Genomic DNA, 20,311 nt, shown 5'->3' with positions numbered 1-20,311 from the left:
AGGAATGTAATAAATGCTACGTAATTTTTTTAGATACTTAGATGCGGAAATCAATAAAATCCCGACAAATCAGGAGATTAATGCTTTAGAGAAGCGCAAGGCTTATTTTTCAGCTTTTTTTTATTCATATGTAATACTTAGCTTCGGAATGGCTTTCTTTGCCCAGCCTTTATTAAAATACGCTGACCCCGTATTACTCATGCTGGACGGGTTTATTATTTCATTTGGCCTTGTATGTATTTATAGAGCAGGAGTGACAAGCGTTGTAAATTCAGAAATCAATAAGAAAGCAATGTTTTTTTGTTTCTTTGTATGTATTATTTTCGCTATAATTGTTACGACTATCCTTTTCAAGGATGGAATACAGAACAGCATTGAGCATGATAAGTATTGTGCAAACCTTCAACACTTAATCCAAAGAAATATTGACCCTGAAAAAAACAGTACGATCTTTAATAATTTGTACTGCAGATTACAATATAACAATACATTGCTAAAAATATCCCCATAAACCACCAACTGATTTGAGTGCTTTCTCAAATCAGTTGATTTAAAGCTAACGATTAAAATTTCATATCATCTGCAATCTCAGTAAAGTGCTGAGGAAAGTCCTTTCTATTTATCTTTCTTGTCTTATAGTCTATTTCGTAGATCTCACCAAAGATATCCTCCTTATTGACGAACTCATTTTCAATCATAAATATTTTATTGAATGTACCAAAAAACGACACCACACAAAATATTTCAGCACCCAGGTTAAAACTTGCAACAATATGTTTATGAATGTCAATTCTTGGTAGAAACGGGAACTCACTAACATCCCATGGCAGAGAACGGACGCCTTTTAAAAACTGAGGTATTGGTAACTTATTCAGAATGATATTTCTGATTTCATTTGCAACTGAGCACTTAATTCCTATATCTCCAAAAACGTAGACCATCGTAAGATAAGCCACCTTCAAATATTGATAATTTAATAAATCAAGGTCCAAATTGAAGTTAAGTGCAACTTCAGCCTCACGATTTAGAGGATCTGAAGTTCTTACAGTAAATCCTTTAGCCTCATATTTTTTAGTAATTGAAGACAAAGTATTTTGTACCTCATCTTCGTAACCAGTCACTGCAACAATATCACCATTCGCATCCTTTACGACTGGAATTTTAACTTTCAATGTCACTTCACTTGGAGACATCCTAACAAGCACCTCTTCTCCATTCCCTGTAACACCATTGAAGAATGGCTTAACTACACCACTCCTTGATTGAAGACCAGAGATAGATGAAATTAATTTTATTATTCCCATCCCTAGGAATGGCTCATCCAGTAAATTGTTAATTCGAGTATTTTCTTCTTTTGATGCATTAACAGTAAAACTTTCCGGCGCGCCTAACCCAGCCAATACAACATGCTCTCCATTTTGTTCTATTTGGCTTAATGGGATAAGGCTATAAGGGCACAAAGTATTAATAATTCTAGTCATTGATTCTCCAAATATTATGTCTCTATCCAATCACCTCGAATCCATGCCTGAACTTCAGAGAGGCGATATGCAACAGCTGTAGCACCAATCTTAATACGTTTGGGAAACTTCCCTTCCTTCTCCAGCTTCCAGCGCGTGCTGTTCGCAAGTGTAGTCAGTTCCCGACACTCTTTCTCACGGATCATACGGTCAATGTTAGGAATGTACTCGAGACCCTTTTTATCAACAACTGCCATTTTTTTCATGTTAACCAGCCTTTTGTTTGAGGATTGTCACTTTTGACTCAGCACCTGAGATGCTATTGAGGTATGTCATCCAGAGTTCTAACGCGTCCAGTTTCTTCGCCATAAATTTACTTCGGTTATAAATACCCGCCACACCAGGTAATGCGTGGCCTAACAGCTGCTCCACGACATGAAACTCAACGCCCAAATCACTTAGATGGGTTGAAAGCGTTCGCCTGAGATCATGTAGAGACCATTGCTTTTCGTGGCCCAGCCGCTTACCAATTTTTCCACCAATTTTGCTTACGCTTTCCCTGATACGCAGGCTACCCAGCACATAGCCAGAATGCTTTGTTTCTTCGTAGACGTCCGTTATCCACTGCCTCAGGACTTCGGGTACTGGCCTTACAATTTCCACTCCAGTTTTTGAATGTTCTTTTGGTACGGACCATACCCAGTTTTTTCGATCCCATTCCTTCCATTCTGATAACCGGGCCTCACTCATGCGGCATCCGAAAACCGTGCACAGAACAAACATTTTCCTGGCGTATTCGGACATTAACTTGATATCAGGTTCAACAAAGATAGCTTTCCAGAGCTGCCCTAACTCGGCCTCATCGAGAACCCGATCACGCTTACCTGCCGCCTGGCCAACATCGGTCATGCGCAAGTCCTTTAGTGCATCGCAGGTTGCGTACTGGCGAACCCGGCAAAAACGAAGTGCCAGTTTTGTGTCAGAAAATACATAAGCGGCCATAACAGGTGCATTTCGTTTAATCCGGTCAAAACAGTCGAGCCATTCATAAAGATGAGTGTCATTTACAGGCAGATGCCCGATAAAGGGAAAAACATGTTTACGAAAGCGGCCCAGAGTTACAGCATGGGTTTTGCGACGAACCTTGCAGTAATTTTCGTACCAGTAACAGAGAGCGTCCTGAACAGTAACCGGCCTAAGACGCTCCTCGGACTGAATCTTTATCTGTATGCGTGGATCTCGTTTCTCTGCAAGCCACGCCCGGCACTCATCCCGCTTCTCCCTGGCTTGTTTTAGCGACATATCCGGATACTTACCTAGCGTTAACCAGACCGGGGCAGTCAGACCACCAGCTAACCTGTAGAAGAAAACAAAACTCACAGCCCCCTTCTTACTCACACGAACGGAAAGACCCTTCCCATCCGCTACAGTGATCTGCTTTTCTCTGGATTTTCCCAGATATCCCTTAAGCGACTTGTCGCTCAATTTGTTCTCACCAGCCATTTTTAGCCCCCAAAAAGCAATACAAGCTGCAATACAGAGGTGATTGCAACGCACAGAAAACGAGGAAAATCCAGTGAAAGCGCCAGAAAAACTTAACCATAGTTATCAGACAATTAAGTGCAAAAACTAGCAACTATACGAAAGCCTCAGAAAGCCATGCTAAGTGCTTTGGCTTCACATACCCCGGCGTAAATTCCGACGTGCTGCCACCACGTGAACGAATCACTTTCCCGGAGACAATCGGCGATATGCGCCATGCTCTTCTGTAGACAGATGCATGGTGTCCGCCAGGTAATCAGCAATGTAAAGTTGCATGTAAGGCAGAGCTGCCATGGTTACTCCCTTCTCCGGTTTCCCGGTACGTAATGGTTATTGCTCAAAACTCGATTAAAAAAATTGCGGCGCTACGGCGCTGATGCTCGCCAGTAGTGGTCCCGCCGCGTCAGCAGGTAACATGTTGAACAAAGCGATTGCCGCTTCACGAATTTCTTTTTCAAGCTTTTGAAGGGGGACGCCCAGCAACTTAGCTTGATGCGCCTCACTGCATTCTTTGATTGCATTCGCCACCAGCTCAGCTTCCGTTCTGGCGTTACTGAGTCCATGCTTTCTGGCTATCTCAATAGGCATAGCTGCGAGGATTGCGCCCGACAGCTGCATAACGTAAGCAGTATATTTCTCCGACCCTCCTTCATTTTTCAGATAGCGGAATAAATTCTGCTTATTGACCGCGATGCCGCGGCCCCCTTCCTTCGCCCACTGCTCAGCCACCAGCTGAGCGATTTTTTCCTGCGCCTGACCGGGCAAAGTTGATTCCCACTCTCGAACTGCAACCTGTATTGAACGGTGCTTAAAGCTGTCTCGCCGATGCGCCATAAATTGATTTTGAGTTTTCAGCGGTCCGGCCAAGCGTTGGTTATGATGTTGATATGTAGCTGACTGCATGATTAAGCCTCCTTCTGAGGTAAACCATCTGTTGCGTTGGGATAGAGGTCTGGACGTAATTCATGCGGGGTGACTTCCCAATCCAAAGCTCTGCATGCGTTTAAAACCTCTGTGCTAGCTACCTGAGTACGAAACCAGACAGATACAGTCTGCGAGTTTTTACCTAAGCGGCGAGCCAGCTCTGATTGGCTGCCACACAGAGAAATAATCTTATTTTGAATGTTATGGTTCATTGAGCCTCCTAAATTCCATACCACATACTTGATAATTTACTTATCAATGTCAAGAAATTTAACTAGCCACATTTGAAAAGAAACTTTGTATGCTGGACAACTGGTTAGATTTGGAACTGAAAATGAACTTTGAAGAACGTTTGCAAAGAGCTATTGATGAGGCAGGCATTTCTCAATCTGAACTGGGGCGCCGGATAGGCGTCAACTCGCAAACCGTTAGCCATTGGTGTAACTCAGGGATTTTCCCGCGCAAGGAGAAACTGGTTCTCTTGCCTGAAGCCCTTGGAAAGCCTCTTTATTGGTTTTTCATGACTGATGAAGAAGAGCAGCACGTTGCTTCTCTAACGCAGAGTAAAACAGTTTTAACCCCCCACCAATCAGCACTATTAGAAGTTTTTGATCAACTTCCGGAAGCCGAGCAGGATAGATTCATTTCCTTAGCCAAAACCCGGCTTGAAGAGCTCGATGCGTTTATGGCGGAATTTTTACGTAAAAGAAAAATAGATCCTCAGCCATAACCTTCAAAATGTATCGTTAAAGGCCGCTATAAGCGGCTTTTTTTGCGCGTACACCCTCCAAAAGCTGATAAGACAAACCATTACTGGTATGTTATTTATCAATTTCAACTTGACCTATGGTATATTTATTTGTAGCCTGATTTTAGAAAATCAGTCATCAAGGCAGGACGCCCACGAAGTAGCTGCCGGTGGCATACGAAACACCGGATGAGATGGCAAGACAATCGCGCAGCAGGTTTACCGTTCCGCCAGCCTGGCGTTAAAGGCACACAGGAGTTAACCATGATCGATTTCGCACGCAAAAGAGCTGGCTGCCAAGCCGTACGCTTAAATCTGTTTGAAGTTCTGGTTCGTAAGCTTTGCTACTTACTGGCCCAAAAAGGCAATCCAGAGCTAAAAGTATGAGCTCGTTATTTGCTCTGATCGTTACCGTCTGTGCCCTCACCGGGGAATGCTCAGACATCATGCTAGGTGTATACCAAACCGAATCTGGCTGTGATGCAGCTGCCAAAGAGCAGCACATTAAAGGAGAGTGTTACCCATATAAACCGGCTGGAGACCAACAGCCTGCTTTCAAATTTTAATCGAGTTATGACCAATGGCTGTTACCAGCCCCCTAAAAGCACAAAACCCGCGCAAGGCGGGTTAAGTACCCGGTCAGCCGACCAAAGCTTTCCGGAATCGAGTTTTGACCAATGACCACTACCCAAGGCGGCAATCACTAGCTGCGGGTATCTTACAACCAAAATTAAGGACCCGATATGGAATTCTTTCATTTAATCAAGGCAACGCAGAAATCCGGCAAAGAAGATGCCGTTATCTGGTTCACTGCTAAATCAGAAGCGCGAGCCAATTTACAGCTGGATGTTGAGCTGGAAGATGCTGGCATTGAAACCGGCCGGGGCAAGGATTATAGCAAACCTGTCCGTACCGATTTCCCTGTTTACAACGACCTGCCGGAAGAAAGCACAGTAGATTACACCTGGTGCAAACGCTACGAACTGCAGGATGATGGACGCACCTGGCTGCCAAAGGCTGGTGCTGAGTCTACTGGAGCCGTGGACAACACCACTGCCGCTCAGGAAGCGACCACTACAGTTGAAACCACCGTCGAGAGTGTCCCACTTGAAAACCGCACTCCAGCAGTACGTTTTGCCGTTCACCTGACCAGCGACAAGTATCAATCACACATCACAAAAGAGCAGCAACTGGCTGCCAGCGAAATGTCACTGGATGAAGGCAACACCTATCTTCAGAACCTGCTGCTGGCGAAGAGCAACATCCCTGAAGTTGCCGAACTCAGCCTGAACGCTGAGTGGAAACTCGTTCAGGCGGTTAAGCAGGTATTCGCGCCAGATGAAACGCACGAAACTAATGATATCGCTGCATTCTTGGCTGACTGGGCTAAAGCAGATGCCAGCGATCGCAACCAAATAGTGGAAGCCTGGCGCAGCGGCAAATTTCCCCTTCTGAAATCTGAAAGCACCAGCGACACTGGCGTTATAGCAGGTCAGGGTCTTGAACCTGATAACGGTATCCAGATTGACGAGAATGATGACGAGACCACACGTTATCCAGTCGTTCGCATGCCCTTTCGCAAGCAGCTACTCGCCCAGTTCAACTCCGACGAACTGCGCCACCACATTACACGCGATGAATACGAAGGTATCAGCGCGCTGGAGATGGACACTGACAATAGCTATGTCCAGAACCTGCTGCTGGCGGCAGAAAACTGCGAACAGGTTAAGGGTTACGACACCAAAGACCTGTGGCGCTATACCGATGCCATTCGCAAAGTGTTTGGACAGGAAAAGCGTCACGAACTCGCTTTGGTTCTCCGTTTCACCAGAATCTGGGCGGCGACTGATTACATTGACCGCGGCCTGCTGGTAAAAGAATGGGCCAAAGGCAATCGCATTGCAGAAATACAGCGTACTGAAAGCGGTACGAATGCTGGCGGAGGCAACAAGACCGACAGAAACCCTGACCTTAAACATGATCTCGACACTCTCGATTTAGAGATTGCGCTGGCCACGTTACCAATGGATTTCAACATTTATGATATCCCTGGTGGTGTTTTCCGTCGGGCAAAAGAGATCGTTAGTAAAAAAGAAAGTCCATTCAAAGAATGGTCTAGAGCTCTTCGCGCAACTCCGGGGGTTTTGGACTACTCGCGTGCAGCTATCTTTGCACTTATCCGCAGCGCTCACCCAGAGCATTACCTGTATCCGGCACGTCTCAGCGGATTCATTAACGCGAATCTGACTGAAAGCAACCATTCTGCTCCATCAGACGAAACTCTTGCGGCTGCGCGCCATAACCCTGAGGTGAGCTGGACAAACGAGATAGTGACTGATTCTGCTTTTGAAACTGGTGGCCAGAATGAAGGTGCACAAGTCGATGGCGGCACGCTGCCGGTTCTCGAAAAAGTTGGTAATGGTCTTTTTTCTATTGAAGGGCTGGCCACCAGCAACGCTGTAAATGTCCAACAAAATACCGCGGCGGAGTACGTTGATAATGTGCAGATGGAAGAAACTGGCAATGATGAAACCCCGGACGGTACTGCGTTATCAGAAGGCACGGAAGAAACTATCTCAGGCGCAGGCGCTACTGAAACTTATAGCAGCACAACTTCCATAAATAATGATTCCGGTCATCATAATCATGCCGAGCCTGAAATGCTCTATACACACCTTATGATCGACATTGAAGCTTTTGGTAAAAAAGCTGATTCACCAGTCGTATCTATCGGAGCCGTGTTCTTTGATCCATCAACAGGTAATACCGGTTCGGAATTTTACAAAGTTATTAGCCTGGAATCAGCCATGGCCAGCGGCGGAGTTCCGGATGCATCTACCATTATCTTCTGGCTAAAAGCTTCGCCCGAAGCGCGCTCTGAGTTGGTAATGGATGACGCTATTCCGCTCGATGATGCATTACTGCAGCTAAATGAGTTTATAGGCGAGAATGCGGTTAACGGCCCAGATTCTGTTCAGGTCTGGGGTAATGGTGCCACTTATGACAATGTCCTGCTCGAGGCATCTTATGACCGGACGGGGATCCCCTGCCCATGGAAGTTCTGGAATAACCGGGATGTAAGAACCATTGTCGAGTTGGGTAAAGCCGTTGGCTGCAAGCCTCGCTATGAGATCCCATTTGAGGGAGAACCTCACAAGGCTATTTCGGATGCTCTTCATCAGGTCAAATACGTGTCAGCAATCTGGCAGCTTCTGACTGAACACTGATTTTTTAATTTCAGAATATGGCCCGAATATGGGCCATTATGAGGTAAATCACATGCTTCAAATGCTGACTTTAGAAGAATGGGCTGCGGAAAAATACCGGAGTAATCCTCCAAGTCTGAATACTTTACGTCGATATGCTAAAGAGAGCATGTTCACTCCCCCGGCCACCAAAGAAGGAAGATACTGGCGGGTAAGAGAAGATGCCGAGATTACAGGTAATTTAACCCAGCCCGTAATTAAAAAATCTGATTCGCCTATGCTTCAAAGGATAATGTCTGATGGCTGCCCGACCACGTAAAAACAACGTTAAGATACCTAATCTTTATCCGCTCTACAGTCGTAAGGTAAATAAAATCTACTGGCGGTATAAGCATCCCGTTACAGGTAAGTTTCATAGCCTTGGAACTAACGAGGCCGAAGCAACAGCAATAGCAATCGAAGCCAATGAGCGACTAGCTGAACAGCGCATCAGGCAGGTTTTGGCTATCAGTGACAAGATCGCCTCCAGCAAAGGAAAGGCGATAACAACAAATACGTGGTTAGATCGTTATTGGAAAATTCAGGATGAAAGACTGGAGAACGGTGATATCAAGCCGAACACTCATAAGCAAAAGGCTAAACCAGTAGCCCTACTTCGTGAGAGCGTGGGAATGAAATTGATTTCGTCCGTCGATGTTCGGGATGTTGCCCAGATACTGGAGTCCTATGTTGCAGAGGGCCAGCCACGAATGGCTCAGGTCATACGCTCAGTCTTAATTGATGTGTTCAAAGAAGCACAGCATTATGGCGAGGTACCGCCGGGTTATAACCCGGCTCTTGCTACAAAACAACCACGCCGACGGATTACCCGACAACGTCTTAACCTTGACGAATGGCAAAAGATTTTCGATATAGCTGATGCCCGCCATCAATACATGGGCAATGCAATGCTATTGGCACTCGTTACTGGTCAACGTCTTGGAGATATCTCCAACATGAAGTTTAGTGATATTTGGGATGACCATCTTCATGTCGTACAGGAGAAGACGGGGAGCAAGCTAGGGATTCCGCTATCCCTCAGACTCAACGCGATTGACTGGAGTTTGAGGGATGTAGTGGCGCGTTGCCGTGACTATGCAGTTAGTCCATACCTAATCCACTTCTTCCGGGCAACCTCAATGGCAGAACGCGGAGCACAGGTTAAGTCGAATACAATAACAATGAATTTCAGTAAAGCCCGTGACAAAGCAGAAATTAATTGGAGGGAAGGCACACCAGCCACCTTCCATGAACAACGGTCTTTAGCAGAACGTCTTTACGAAGCTCAGGGAATTGATACTCAGAAATTGCTGGGCCATAAATCACCGAATCAAACAGCTAAATATCATGATGATAGAGGAAAGGAATGGGTTATATTATTGCCATAAGTCTCAAATATTAATAGCCTTATAAAAAGCCCTTAAAATTAAGGGCATGGTTTTTTATTGAATCAAATCTAAACTTTCTTTGAGAGATTCTAAAACATCCAACATTGCCGCAGATGGTGTTTCATTATTGGTGTGCACCAGTGCATTTCTGTATTGAATAATTCGCCTAAGGTTTGTAGCTAATGGCTCTTTTAATAGTCCTACTTTAATTAACTCATTGACAATTAAGGTAAGAGGAAGCGATTTAATCCTTCTGGAGGATGTGTCATCTATGATTGAATTATATTTATTACGAAGTTTCTCCTCTATCTCTACAAATATTCTCATGAATTTACCATAAAGATAAAATTCATTATTACTTTCAATATCTTGATCGACACTTTTTTTCGGAACCGACGTTACCGAAATCTCATACTCATTCCTATCGCCTAAGTCCTTAACAATTTCTTTGCTAACTTTGGCAACTTGCCCACTGCGCAATGCTCTGAGTATAAAGTACGAAATTAGCAACATTGTTATTACAAAAAAAACCGATGCAGTATTCTTAACGCTAATCCTTATACCGTTGTTTAGATGATTGTAAGTCATCAAACTTAAAACATCTGTAAACACAGTCAAGACGGACATAATTGTAATTAAAAGCAATAGTGCGTAATCTTTAATTTGAATTTTAGTAATTACTTCATATAGGCTGTCATCTTTTTCAATTAAACGGTCTTGGTTGTTTCTTAAAAATACATAACCGGTTAATGATAGACCATATACCGCTCCCAGAACCTGGGCTTGAGTAGAAAAAATGTAGAGATATTGATTCTCATTCAAGAAAATAAAAGGTGATTGGAATGCTGCAATAATCCATATTGCTGTTACAGCTAAAATCATCAGCAGTAACGGATATGTATGAGAACAAAAAAATCGAAAAGTAAACTCTAATTTATTATCGTTTCCCACCAGGTCCCATTCCCATTTTGATAACTTATTTTGATAAAGTTTTGATAACCATTCGAAAACTAATAATAAAAACGGGAACCAATCGGCTCCCGTTCTTTACTAACCCAGCGAGTGGATTACATGTTCGCGATAATAGCGTCACCAAACTCTGAGCATTTCAGCAGTTTAGCGCTTTCCATCAGACGTTCGAAATCGTAAGTTACGGTTTTCGCGTTGATCGCGCCTTCCATACCTTTAACGATCAGGTCTGCGGCTTCGAACCATTCCATATGACGCAGCATCATCTCTGCGGACAGAATGATAGAGCCTGGGTTGACTTTGTCCTGGCCTGCGTATTTCGGTGCAGTACCGTGAGTGGCTTCGAACAGGGCGCACTCGTCACCGATGTTCGCGCCCGGGGCGATACCGATACCACCCACCTGTGCTGCCAGCGCATCGGAGATGTAGTCACCATTCAGGTTCATACAGGCGATCACGTCATACTCAGCAGGACGCAGCAGGATCTGTTGCAGGAACGCATCGGCAATCACATCTTTAATGATGATCTCTTTACCGGTGTTCGGGTTCTTAATTTTCTGCCATGGGCCGCCGTCGATCAGTTCACCGCCGAACTCTTCGGTCGCCAGCTGGTAGCCCCAGTCTTTGAACGCGCCTTCGGTGAACTTCATGATATTGCCTTTGTGCACCAGGGTCACAGAGTCACGATCGTTGGTGATAGCGTATTCGATGGCGGCACGCACCAGACGCTTGGTCCCTTCTTCGGAGCACGGCTTGATGCCGATGCCGCAATGCTCAGGGAAGCGAATTTTCTTCACGCCCATCTCTTCGCGCAGGAATTTAATCACTTTTTCTGCGTCAGCAGAGTCCGCTTTCCATTCGATACCCGCGTAGATGTCTTCAGAGTTTTCACGGAAGATAACCATGTCGGTCAGTTCCGGGTGCTTAACCGGGCTTGGGGTGCCCTGGTAGTAACGCACCGGACGCAGACACACATACAGATCCAGTTCCTGACGCAGCGCCACGTTCAGGGAGCGAATGCCGCCGCCAACTGGCGTGGTCAGAGGGCCTTTGATAGCAACGCGATAGTCGCGGATCAGGTCCAGCGTTTCGGCTGGCAGCCAGACGTCCTGGCCATAAACTTGAGTGGATTTTTCACCGGTGTAAATTTCCATCCAGGAAATTTTACGCTCGCCTTTGTAGGCTTTCTCAACAGCGGCATCAACCACTTTCAGCATCGCCGGGGTAACGTCTACACCGATACCGTCACCTTCGATGAACGGGATAATCGGGTTGTGAGGAACGTTAATCTTGCCGTTTTGCAGGGTGATCTTTTTACCTTCCGCCGGAACAACTACTTTGCTTTCCATTAACCTCTCCTTCGAGCGCTTCTGGTTGTTACTGATCTTATGTTAATAAATTGTAATGAGCCTTCCGATAGTACCTGATTGTCCGACGCCATGAAAGGTCTTCGTTATTAGGCTATAATGCGGCAATTGATAACGCCTGAAAATACCATGACGAAAACTTCTTTTAGAAAACACCGGGTTGAGCGATTCAGCTCACGACAAGCCACCAGAAGAACGCCAGAACCCCAGCCAACGCGGGTCATACTGTTCAATAAACCCTACGATGTATTGCCGCAGTTTACCGACGAGGCCGGGCGCAGCACGCTGAAGGACTTTATCCCCGTACAGGGAGTCTACGCAGCGGGACGCCTGGATCGCGACAGCGAGGGGCTGCTGGTCCTTACCAATGACGGCGTGCTCCAGGCCAGGCTTACTCAGCCGGGCAAACGTACCGGAAAAATTTACTATGTGCAGGTTGAAGGCGAGCCGGACGACGCGTCGCTGGCAAAGCTGCGCAACGGCGTAACGCTGAACGACGGTCCCACCCTGCCGGCTGGTATTGAACGTGTGAATGAACCCGAGTGGCTGTGGCCGCGCAACCCGCCGATTCGTGAGCGTAAATCCATTCCTACCAGCTGGCTTAAAATCACCCTTTATGAAGGCCGCAACCGACAGGTCAGGCGCATGACTGCGCATGTGGGCTTCCCTACCCTGCGACTCATTCGCTACGCCATGGGCAGCTATACGCTGGACTCGCTGGCAAACGGGGAATGGCGGGATGTTACCCCTAAGGAGAACTGATGTTTAAACCTCATGTTACGGTCGCCTGCGTGGTCCACGCGCAGGGGAAATTCCTGGTGGTGGAAGAGACCATTAACGGCAAAGCGCTGTGGAACCAGCCAGCCGGGCATCTTGAAGCCAATGAAACCTTATTGCAGGCAGCGAAACGCGAGCTCTGGGAAGAGACGGGTATCCGCGCCGAACCGCAGCACTTTATCCGTATGCATCAGTGGATAGCGCCTGACCAGACACCTTTCCTGCGCTTTTTATTCGCCGTTGAGCTTAACGAAACGTGCGCCACTGAACCGCACGACGACGATATCGATCGCTGCCTGTGGGTGACCGCAGACGAGATCCTGAACGCGCCAAACCTGCGCTCGCCACTGGTTGCGGAAAGCATCCGCTGCTGGCAGTCTACGGCGCGCCTGCCGCTGGATGTCATTGCAGAATTTAACTGGCCGTTTACAGAGGGTGTCAATGGTGGGGGGGCGTGATAGAATACGCCGCCTTGAAGTTCAATGTCGTGAGTATTCCATGTCAGATAACAGCCAGAAAAAAGTAATCGTCGGCATGTCCGGCGGTGTCGATTCCTCCGTTTCCGCCTACCTGTTGCAGCAACAGGGCTATAAGGTGGAGGGCCTGTTCATGAAGAACTGGGAGGAAGACGATGGCGAGGAATACTGCACTGCCGCTGCGGATCTCGCCGATGCGCAGGCCGTGTGCGATAAGCTCGGCATCGAACTGCACACCGTTAACTTTGCCGCAGAATACTGGGACAACGTTTTTGAACTCTTCCTCGAAGAGTACAAAGCGGGCCGCACGCCAAACCCGGATATCCTGTGCAACAAAGAGATCAAATTCAAAGCCTTCCTGGAATTCGCTGCGGAAGACCTGGGCGCAGACTACATTGCGACTGGCCACTACGTGCGTCGCGCGGATGTGAATGGCAAAAGCCAGCTGCTGCGCGGCCTGGACGGCAATAAAGATCAGAGCTACTTCCTCTATACGCTGAGCCACGAACAGATTGCCCAAAGTCTGTTCCCGGTCGGCGAGCTGGAAAAGCCGGAAGTGCGTAAGATTGCTGAAGATCTGGATCTGATCACCGCGAAGAAAAAAGACTCCACCGGTATTTGTTTTATCGGCGAGCGTAAATTCCGCGAGTTCCTGGGGCGCTACCTGCCTGCACAGCCGGGCAAAATCGTCACCGTTGACGGTGATGAGATTGGTCAGCACCAGGGACTGATGTACCACACTCTCGGCCAGCGTAAAGGTCTGGGTATCGGCGGCACCAAAGAGGGCAGCGAAGATCCGTGGTACGTGGTCGACAAAGACGTCGAAAACAATATTCTGGTTGTGGCTCAGGGTCACGACCACCCGCGCCTGATGTCCGTTGGACTGATCGCGCAACAGCTGCACTGGGTCGATCGCGAGCCGCTGAAAGGCACGCTGCGCTGCACAGTGAAAACGCGCTACCGCCAGACGGACATCCCTTGCACCGTAACCGCACTGGATGACGATCGCATTGACGTGCGTTTCGACGAGCCGGTTTCCGCCGTTACCCCTGGCCAGTCTGCTGTTTTCTACAGCGGCGAAATTTGCCTCGGCGGTGGGATCATTGAACAGCGCCTGCCGCTGCCTGCTGTTTAAACCGTTTGCACACATAAAGGAGACCGTGTGGCGAAGAACTATTACGACATCACCCTGGCGCTGGCGGGAATTTGCCAGTCAGCCCGTCTGGTGCAACAGCTGGCGCATCAGGGTCATTGCGACGCTGACGCCCTGCACGTTTCACTTAACAGCGTTATCGACCTCAACCCAGGCTCCACGCTGGGCGTCTTTGGCGGCAGTGAAACCAATCTTCGTCTCGGTCTTGAAACTCTGCTCGGCGTGCTCAACGCCAGTAACCGTCAGGGGTTGAATGCGGAACTGACCCGCTACACCTTAAGCCTGATGGTGCTGGAACGTAAGCTGAACGCGGCAAAAGGCGCAATGAATACCCTGGGCGATCGCATCGCCGGGCTACAGCGCCAGCTCGACCACTTCGACCTCCAGTCTGAGACCCTGCTGAGCGCGATGGCCGGTATCTACGTTGACGTGATTAGCCCGCTCGGCCCGCGTATTCAGGTCACCGGTTCGCCTGCCGTATTGCAAAGCCCACAAGTACAGGCGAAGGTACGCGCTTCGCTGCTGGCAGGCATCCGTGCCGCCGTGCTGTGGCAACAGGTCGGCGGTGGCCGCCTACAGTTAATGTTTTCTCGTCATCGCCTGACGACTCAGGCAAAACAAATTCTTGCTCATTGTTAACCACCCGGAGTTGCGAATTATGGAATTATCCTCACTGACCGCCGTATCCCCTGTCGATGGACGCTACGGCGATAAAGTCAGCGCGCTGCGCGGGATCTTCAGCGAATATGGCCTGCTGAAGTTCCGTGTTCAGGTCGAAGTACGCTGGCTGCAAAAGCTGGCCGCCCAGACAGCAATCAAGGAAGTTCCTGCTTTTGACGCAAAGGCAAACGATTACCTTGATAAAATCGTTGCTGAGTTCAGCGAAGAAGATGCCGCGCGCATTAAAACCATCGAACGCACCACCAACCACGACGTGAAAGCAGTTGAATACTTCCTGAAAGAGAAAGTGGCATGCGTCCCTGCCCTGCACGCGGTATCTGAATTTATTCACTTCGCCTGTACGTCTGAGGATATTAACAACCTGTCTCACGCGCTGATGCTCTCTACCGCGCGGAAAGAGGTGGTACTCCCTTACTGGCGTAAAATCATTGATGCGGTGAAAGCGCTGTCCGTGGAATACCGCGACATTCCGCTGCTGTCCCGTACTCACGGCCAGCCAGCAACCCCATCTACCATGGGTAAAGAAATGGCGAACGTGGCGTACCGCATGGAACGCCAGTATCGTCAGCTGGAGCAGGTTGAGATCCTCGGCAAAATCAACGGCGCGGTGGGTAACTACAACGCCCACATCGCCGCGTACCCGGAAGTGGACTGGCACCAGTTCAGCGAAGAATTTGTGACCTCTCTGGGGATCCAGTGGAACCCGTACACCACCCAGATTGAGCCGCACGACTACATCGCCGAGCTGTTTGACTGCATTGCGCGCTTCAACACCATCCTGATCGACTTCGATCGTGACGTATGGGGTTACATCGCCCTGAACCACTTCAAGCAGAAAACCATCGCCGGGGAAATCGGTTCGTCCACCATGCCGCACAAAGTGAACCCAATCGACTTCGAAAACTCCGAAGGTAACCTGGGTCTGGCGAATGCCGTGTTGCAGCATATGGCGAGCAAGCTGCCGGTATCCCGCTGGCAGCGCGACCTGACTGACTCCACGGTGCTGCGTAACCTGGGCGTAGGTATTGGCTACGCGCTGATCGCCTACCAGTCCACCCTGAAAGGTGTGAGCAAACTGGAAGTTAACCGCGACCGTCTGCTGGACGAGCTGGATCACAATTGGGAAGTGCTGGCGGAGCCGATTCAGACCGTGATGCGTCGTTACGGCATTGAAAAACCGTACGAGAAACTCAAAGAGCTGACCCGCGGTAAACGCGTTGATGCTGAAGGTATGAAACAGTTTATCGACGGTCTGGCGCTGCCAGAAGAAGAAAAAGCGCGCCTGAAAGAGATGACCCCGGCAAACTATATTGGCCGCGCCATTACTATGGTTGACGAGCTAAAGTAATCGCCCTTCCCCCTTTCCATCCGGAAAGGGGGCTGTTTTACATCATCGAGTTGATGTTTTCACGTCACATTACCTGTTTTGCCGGGATTAAAGCCTGCCGTCAGGATGGTTGTTAATTTTCGTCGTGGAATAACTTTCCGGAATATACCGTTTTAAGCCGAACGGGCACAGTTTGAACTGGCACGGGGTTTCAGCCGTGCACGGACGATCCATCTCTTGCCGGTTGCCTGGACACGCGTTTTTCTGTTTGAACCCCATCCAGCCTATGGATGTAAAGGGCATTGCCTGCGCTATCCATACTCTACGGCGTCGATCGTTAATCAGGATCCCCTGGTTTGAGGTGGTGATGATTTCACCTGTACGAACGTAATAATCTCCCTTTAACCACAGGATATAATTCAGACCATACTGTGTTTCAACTTTGCAAAAGATAGTTCCGCTTTCCGGGCTCGCAATAGTCTCAACAACCTTCCATTCCATAAAACCCTCTTTACTCGCTATATTGCTGTTTTGTCGTGTAAAAATGCTGCTTTTCTGGCACATCTTATGCAAATCTAATTTCGCACCATAAAATAAGCGTAGACAAAGGCAGACATAGTGAGAACATCCTTACAAAAAAAGGGCAATCTTTACAAAACTGGCGTGACCCTTCTGTCAAAAAAGCGACTCGCCTTCAACATTTCATAAACGGATGGCTGTTTTATCCGGATTGCAGAAGCTTGCGAAAACAAGTCCGTTTATATTACCCGCGCCTGGCGTCATGCCCCCTGTGTTCTGGAGCATGCAAAAAAATCATTTAATTTCATCGCGCTGGTGTCAACCTGAATAATCAGCGTTAAACTATTCATACCATTTATAAAGGGAGAAGTGATGATGCGCGTACTGGTTGTTGAGGATAACGCATTGCTACGTCATCACCTGAAAGTTCAACTTCAGGAGATGGGTCATCAGGTGGACGATGCTGAAGACGCAAAAGAGGCCGATTATTATCTCAATGAACACCTGCCGGACATCGCCATTGTCGATTTAGGGCTACCGGATGAAGACGGATTGTCCCTTATCCGCCGCTGGCGTAGCCATGACGTTTCCCTGCCGGTGCTGGTGCTAACTGCCCGTGAAGGCTGGCAGGACAAGGTTGAAGTCCTGAGCGCTGGCGCGGATGACTACGTGACCAAACCCTTCCATATTGAAGAAGTCGCCGCGCGTATGCAGGCGCTTCTGCGCCGCAACAGCGGGCTGGCGTCGCAGGTGATCTCTCTGCCGCCATTCCAGGTGGATCTCTCCCGCCGCGAATTTTCTATTAATGATGAAGTGATCCAGCTGACCGCATTCGAATACACCATCATGGAAACGCTGATCCGTAACAACGGTAAAGTGGTGAGCAAAGATTCCCTGATGCTTCAGCTCTATCCGGATGCCGAACTGCGCGAAAGCCACACCATTGACGTGCTGATGGGCCGCCTGCGTAAAAAAATTCAGGCGCAGTACCCGCATGACGTGATCACCACCGTGCGTGGTCAGGGCTACCTGTTTGAATTACGCTAAATGAAAGGGATTTTGCGTCACATTTTACCCCTTTCGCTGCGGGTTCGCTTTTTGCTGGCAACCGCCGCCGTCGTGCTGGTGCTGTCGCTCTCTTACGGGATGGTGGCGCTGGTCGGGTATAGCGTGAGCTTCGATAAAACCACCTTCCGCCTGCTTCGCGGCGAAAGTAACCTGTTTTATACCCTGGCGAAGTGGGAGAACAACCGAATCACCGTCGAGATGCCGGAAAACCTGAATCAGCAGAGCCCGACGCTGGCGCTGATCTACGATGAAAAAGGGAAATTGCTGTGGGCCCAGCGCGATGTCCCGTGGCTGAAAAAGCGCATCCGTCCGGAATGGCTGAAAACCAACGGTTTTCATGAAATAGAAGCCGATCTCAACTCCACCAGCAGCCTGCTGCGTGACGATCGCGCCTTACAGATCAAGCTTAATGAGATCCGTGCCGAAGATGACGACACGGAGATGACCCACTCTGTGGCCATCAACCTTTATCCCGCCACCCTGAACATGCCGCAGTTAACCATTGTGGTGATCGATACCATCCCGGTTGAGCTGAAACGCTCATATATGGTCTGGAACTGGTTTGTGTATGTTCTGGCTGCCAACCTGCTGCTGGTGATCCCTCTCCTGTGGGTTGCTGCATGGTGGAGCCTCCGCCCGATTGAATCCCTTGCCAAAGAGGTGCGCGAGCTGGAAGAACATCACCGCGAGAAGCTGAACCCGGAAACTACGCGCGAACTGACCAGCCTGGTGCGCAACCTCAACCGCCTGCTGAAAAGCGAACGTGAACGCTACGACAAGTATCGCACGACGCTCACCGACCTTACGCACAGCCTGAAAACCCCGCTGGCGGTGATGCAGAGTACCCTGCGTTCCATGCGCAGTTCGAAAATGAGCGTGGATGATGCAGAGCCGGTGATGCTGGAACAAATCAGCCGTATTTCACAGCAGATCGGCTATTACCTGCACCGCGCGAGCATGCGCTCCGGAAGCGCTCTGTTGAGCCGTGAACTGCACCCGGTAGCCCCGCTGCTGGATAACCTCACCTCGGCGCTGAACAAGGTGTACCAGCGTAAAGGGGTCAACATCAGTCTGGATATCTCACCGGAAATTAGCTTTGTTGGCGAGAAGAATGACTTTATGGAAGTGATGGGAAACCTGCTCGATAACGCCTGTAAATATTGTCTGGAGTTTGTCGAGGTTTCCGCGCGGGTAACGGATAACGAACTGCATATTATCGTTGAGGATGATGGTCCTGGCATTCCCCGTAATAAACGCGAAGTGGTGTTCGATCGCGGCCAGCGCGCCGATACGCTGCGGCCAGGCCAGGGCGTCGGATTATCCGTCGCCAGGGAAATTGTCGATCAGTACGAGGGCAAGATTGAAACCGGTGAAAGTTTGCTGGGCGGAGCCCGGATGGAAGTCATTTTTGGCCGCCAGCATCCCGTATCGAACGATAGTTGACCCGGAATGTGAAAAATACGCGGATCTCGCAGCCAGGGAGCGGGGCTTCCGTTATAATCCGACTCAGTAAGAGCCTGCGGAATACATAAATATGGATTATCAATTAACGCTTAACTGGCCCGAATTTATTGAACGTTACTGGCAAAAACGCCCGGTCGTTCTTAAACGCGGGATCAGCAATTTTATCGACCCTATTTCTCCTGACGAACTCGCTGGTCTGGCGATGGAAAACGAGGTAGACAGCCGTCTGGTAAGCCACCAGGACGGGAAATGGCAGGTCAGCCACGGTCCCTTTGAAAGCTACGATCACCTGGGCGAAAACAACTGGTCTTTACTGGTGCAGGCGGTCAACAACTGGCACGAACCTACCGCAGCCTTAATGCGTCCCTTCCGCGCCCTGCCAGACTGGCGAATGGACGATCTGATGATCTCCTTCTCCGTTCCCGGTGGCGGCGTGGGTCCGCATCTGGATCAGTACGACGTGTTTATCATTCAGGGTACCGGTCGCCGTCGCTGGCGCGTGGGCGAAAAAGTGCCAATGAAACAGCACTGCCCGCACCCGGATCTGCTCCAGGTTGATCCGTTTGAAGGGATCATTGATGAAGAGCTGGAGCCAGGTGACATTCTTTATATCCCACCGGGCTTCCCGCATGAAGGTTATTCCCTGGAAAACTCGCTGAACTATTCGGTTGGTTTCCGCGCGCCAAGCGGGCGCGAGATGATCAGCGGATTTGCTGACTATGTTTTACAGCGTGAGCTGGGCAGTTACCGTTACAGCGATCCGGACGTTCCGGCGCGTGAGCATCCGGCGGATATTCTGCCAGAGGAGCTGGATAAGCTGCGCGGGATGATGCTGGATCTGATCAACGAACCGGAGCACTTCAGACAGTGGTTTGGCGAGTTTATCAGCCAGTCGCGTCACGAACTGGACGTCGCACCGCCAGAGCCGCCTTATCAGGCAGATGAAATTTATGATGCGCTCCAGCAGGGCGATAAGCTGGTTCGTCTGGGCGGATTACGTGTACTGCGCATTGGCGAAGAGGTATTCGTCAACGGCGAGCGCCTGGACTCTCCGCATCGCCCGGCGCTGGAAGCGATTGCCAGCCATATGGTGCTGACTGCGGATACCTTTGGCGACGCGCTGGACGATCCCTCCTTCCTCGCCATGCTGGCCGCGCTGGTTAACAGCGGGTACTGGTTTTTTGAGGACTGAACCGCTTTAAT

Annotated in this window: 23 protein-coding genes and 3 pseudogenes; 16 read left to right on the top strand and 10 right to left on the bottom strand. The window is 49.2% G+C overall.

Annotated features, from left to right (window positions below; all coding sequences use genetic code 11):
• Positions 1-13: 13 nt before the first annotated feature.
• Positions 14-511, top strand: a complete 498-nt coding sequence (locus tag RY075_RS08975) for a hypothetical protein (RefSeq protein ID WP_338628451.1) — start codon at positions 14-16, stop codon at positions 509-511.
• Between the two features lie 52 nt (positions 512-563).
• On the opposite strand, the gene RY075_RS08970 is transcribed toward RY075_RS08975, so the two are convergent.
• The 7 genes and pseudogenes from RY075_RS08970 to RY075_RS08940 all read right to left on the bottom strand — a co-directional run bounded on the left by RY075_RS08970 (position 564) and on the right by RY075_RS08940 (position 4,138).
• Positions 564-1,481 carry a hypothetical protein gene (locus RY075_RS08970; protein ID WP_338628450.1) on the bottom strand — a complete coding sequence of 306 codons (918 nt, stop codon included), beginning with the start codon at positions 1,479-1,481 and terminating at the stop codon, positions 564-566.
• Positions 1,482-1,495: 14 nt separating this feature from the next.
• Positions 1,496-1,726 carry an AlpA family phage regulatory protein gene (locus RY075_RS08965; protein WP_135516079.1) on the bottom strand — a complete coding sequence of 77 codons (231 nt, stop codon included), beginning with the start codon at positions 1,724-1,726 and terminating at the stop codon, positions 1,496-1,498.
• Between the two features lies 1 nt (position 1,727).
• Positions 1,728-2,963 carry a tyrosine-type recombinase/integrase gene (locus RY075_RS08960; protein ID WP_338628447.1) on the bottom strand — a complete coding sequence of 412 codons (1,236 nt, stop codon included), beginning with the start codon at positions 2,961-2,963 and terminating at the stop codon, positions 1,728-1,730.
• A 163-nt stretch (positions 2,964-3,126) separates the two neighbouring features.
• Positions 3,127-3,213: pseudogene (locus tag RY075_RS08955) on the bottom strand (hypothetical protein); the annotation flags it as partial.
• Positions 3,210-3,296, bottom strand: a pseudogene (locus RY075_RS08950) (DUF1376 domain-containing protein); the annotation flags it as partial. The pseudogenes RY075_RS08955 and RY075_RS08950, both read right to left, overlap by 4 nt.
• A gap of 54 nt (positions 3,297-3,350) precedes the next feature.
• Positions 3,351-3,905, bottom strand: a complete 555-nt coding sequence (locus RY075_RS08945; RefSeq protein WP_069597477.1) for a toxin YdaT family protein — start codon at positions 3,903-3,905, stop codon at positions 3,351-3,353.
• 2 nt (positions 3,906-3,907) lie between these two features.
• The gene (locus RY075_RS08940; protein ID WP_338628445.1) at positions 3,908-4,138 is read right to left on the bottom strand and encodes a YdaS family helix-turn-helix protein; all 231 of its coding nucleotides are present in this window, start codon (positions 4,136-4,138) and stop codon (positions 3,908-3,910) included.
• Between the two features lie 89 nt (positions 4,139-4,227).
• Here RY075_RS08940 and RY075_RS08935 point away from each other — a divergent pair, with 89 nt between their 5' ends.
• The 7 genes and pseudogenes from RY075_RS08935 (at position 4,228) to RY075_RS08905 (ending at position 9,307) form a co-directional block, all read left to right on the top strand.
• The gene (locus RY075_RS08935) at positions 4,228-4,656 is read left to right on the top strand and encodes a helix-turn-helix domain-containing protein (protein WP_081329663.1); all 429 of its coding nucleotides are present in this window, start codon (positions 4,228-4,230) and stop codon (positions 4,654-4,656) included.
• Between the two features lie 282 nt (positions 4,657-4,938).
• Entirely contained in the window at positions 4,939-5,061 is a 123-nt protein-coding gene (locus RY075_RS08930) for a hypothetical protein (protein ID WP_257393914.1), read from the top strand.
• Positions 5,058-5,240, top strand: coding sequence for a DUF1482 family protein (locus tag RY075_RS08925; protein ID WP_069597476.1), 183 nt, complete (start codon positions 5,058-5,060; stop codon positions 5,238-5,240). Before RY075_RS08930 ends, RY075_RS08925 begins: the two co-directional genes overlap by 4 nt.
• A gap of 177 nt (positions 5,241-5,417) precedes the next feature.
• Positions 5,418-7,193: pseudogene (locus RY075_RS08920) on the top strand (RecE family exodeoxyribonuclease); the annotation flags it as partial.
• The gene (locus RY075_RS08915; protein WP_338628643.1) at positions 7,182-7,901 is read left to right on the top strand and encodes a 3'-5' exonuclease; all 720 of its coding nucleotides are present in this window, start codon (positions 7,182-7,184) and stop codon (positions 7,899-7,901) included. The pseudogene RY075_RS08920 and the gene RY075_RS08915, both read left to right, overlap by 12 nt.
• Before the next feature lie 52 nt (positions 7,902-7,953).
• A complete protein-coding gene (locus RY075_RS08910; protein ID WP_338628441.1) occupies positions 7,954-8,199 on the top strand; it encodes an excisionase in 246 nt (81 codons plus the stop codon).
• Complete coding sequence (locus RY075_RS08905) at positions 8,180-9,307, top strand: phage integrase Arm DNA-binding domain-containing protein (protein WP_338628440.1); 1,128 nt, start codon at positions 8,180-8,182, stop codon at positions 9,305-9,307. The genes RY075_RS08910 and RY075_RS08905 overlap by 20 nt, the downstream gene beginning before the upstream one ends.
• 54 nt (positions 9,308-9,361) lie before the next feature.
• Here the strand turns inward: RY075_RS08905 and RY075_RS08900 are convergent, their stop codons facing one another.
• Positions 9,362-10,258 (bottom strand): hypothetical protein, encoded by an 897-nt coding sequence (locus RY075_RS08900; protein WP_338628439.1) that lies wholly within the window; start codon positions 10,256-10,258, stop codon positions 9,362-9,364.
• 116 nt (positions 10,259-10,374) lie between these two features.
• Positions 10,375-11,625 carry an NADP-dependent isocitrate dehydrogenase gene (gene icd, locus RY075_RS08895; RefSeq protein WP_338628438.1) on the bottom strand — a complete coding sequence of 417 codons (1,251 nt, stop codon included), beginning with the start codon at positions 11,623-11,625 and terminating at the stop codon, positions 10,375-10,377.
• A gap of 117 nt (positions 11,626-11,742) precedes the next feature.
• On the opposite strand from icd, the gene rluE reads away from it, so the two are divergent.
• The 5 genes from rluE to purB are packed head-to-tail and all read left to right on the top strand — an operon-like array spanning position 11,743 to position 16,078.
• Positions 11,743-12,405: a 23S rRNA pseudouridine(2457) synthase RluE gene (rluE, locus tag RY075_RS08890; protein WP_022650805.1), complete on the top strand. Its 663-nt coding sequence runs from the start codon at positions 11,743-11,745 to the stop codon at positions 12,403-12,405.
• Positions 12,405-12,878 carry an NUDIX hydrolase gene (locus RY075_RS08885; RefSeq protein WP_045330560.1) on the top strand — a complete coding sequence of 158 codons (474 nt, stop codon included), beginning with the start codon at positions 12,405-12,407 and terminating at the stop codon, positions 12,876-12,878. Before rluE ends, RY075_RS08885 begins: the two co-directional genes overlap by 1 nt.
• A gap of 40 nt (positions 12,879-12,918) precedes the next feature.
• Positions 12,919-14,031, top strand: coding sequence for a tRNA 2-thiouridine(34) synthase MnmA (mnmA, locus tag RY075_RS08880; RefSeq protein WP_032103856.1), 1,113 nt, complete (start codon positions 12,919-12,921; stop codon positions 14,029-14,031).
• Positions 14,032-14,058: 27 nt separating this feature from the next.
• On the top strand, positions 14,059-14,688 hold the full coding sequence (hflD, locus tag RY075_RS08875) for a high frequency lysogenization protein HflD (RefSeq protein WP_006809213.1): 630 nt from the start codon (positions 14,059-14,061) through the stop codon (positions 14,686-14,688).
• 19 nt (positions 14,689-14,707) lie between these two features.
• Entirely contained in the window at positions 14,708-16,078 is a 1,371-nt protein-coding gene (gene purB, locus RY075_RS08870; RefSeq protein WP_022650802.1) for an adenylosuccinate lyase, read from the top strand.
• A gap of 87 nt (positions 16,079-16,165) precedes the next feature.
• Here the strand turns inward: purB and RY075_RS08865 are convergent, their stop codons facing one another.
• On the bottom strand, positions 16,166-16,558 hold the full coding sequence (locus RY075_RS08865; RefSeq protein ID WP_022650801.1) for a hypothetical protein: 393 nt from the start codon (positions 16,556-16,558) through the stop codon (positions 16,166-16,168).
• Between the two features lie 393 nt (positions 16,559-16,951).
• Here RY075_RS08865 and phoP point away from each other — a divergent pair, with 393 nt between their 5' ends.
• The 3 genes from phoP (at position 16,952) to RY075_RS08850 (ending at position 20,300) form a co-directional block, all read left to right on the top strand.
• Positions 16,952-17,623 (top strand): two-component system response regulator PhoP, encoded by a 672-nt coding sequence (gene phoP, locus RY075_RS08860; protein WP_338628642.1) that lies wholly within the window; start codon positions 16,952-16,954, stop codon positions 17,621-17,623.
• Complete coding sequence (phoQ, locus tag RY075_RS08855) at positions 17,624-19,087, top strand: two-component system sensor histidine kinase PhoQ (RefSeq protein ID WP_015570801.1); 1,464 nt, start codon at positions 17,624-17,626, stop codon at positions 19,085-19,087. It abuts the gene before it with no gap.
• Positions 19,088-19,178: 91 nt separating this feature from the next.
• On the top strand, positions 19,179-20,300 hold the full coding sequence (locus RY075_RS08850) for a cupin domain-containing protein (RefSeq protein ID WP_017384706.1): 1,122 nt from the start codon (positions 19,179-19,181) through the stop codon (positions 20,298-20,300).
• The last annotated feature ends 11 nt before the right edge of the window (positions 20,301-20,311 follow it).

Origin of the sequence: Enterobacter sp. JJBC (assembly GCF_036936505.1) — a bacterium.
GTDB classification, from domain to species: domain Bacteria; phylum Pseudomonadota; class Gammaproteobacteria; order Enterobacterales; family Enterobacteriaceae; genus Enterobacter; species Enterobacter hormaechei_C.
Note: the sequence above shows the minus strand (reverse complement) of the source record. Positions and strands in the feature narration are given on the sequence as shown.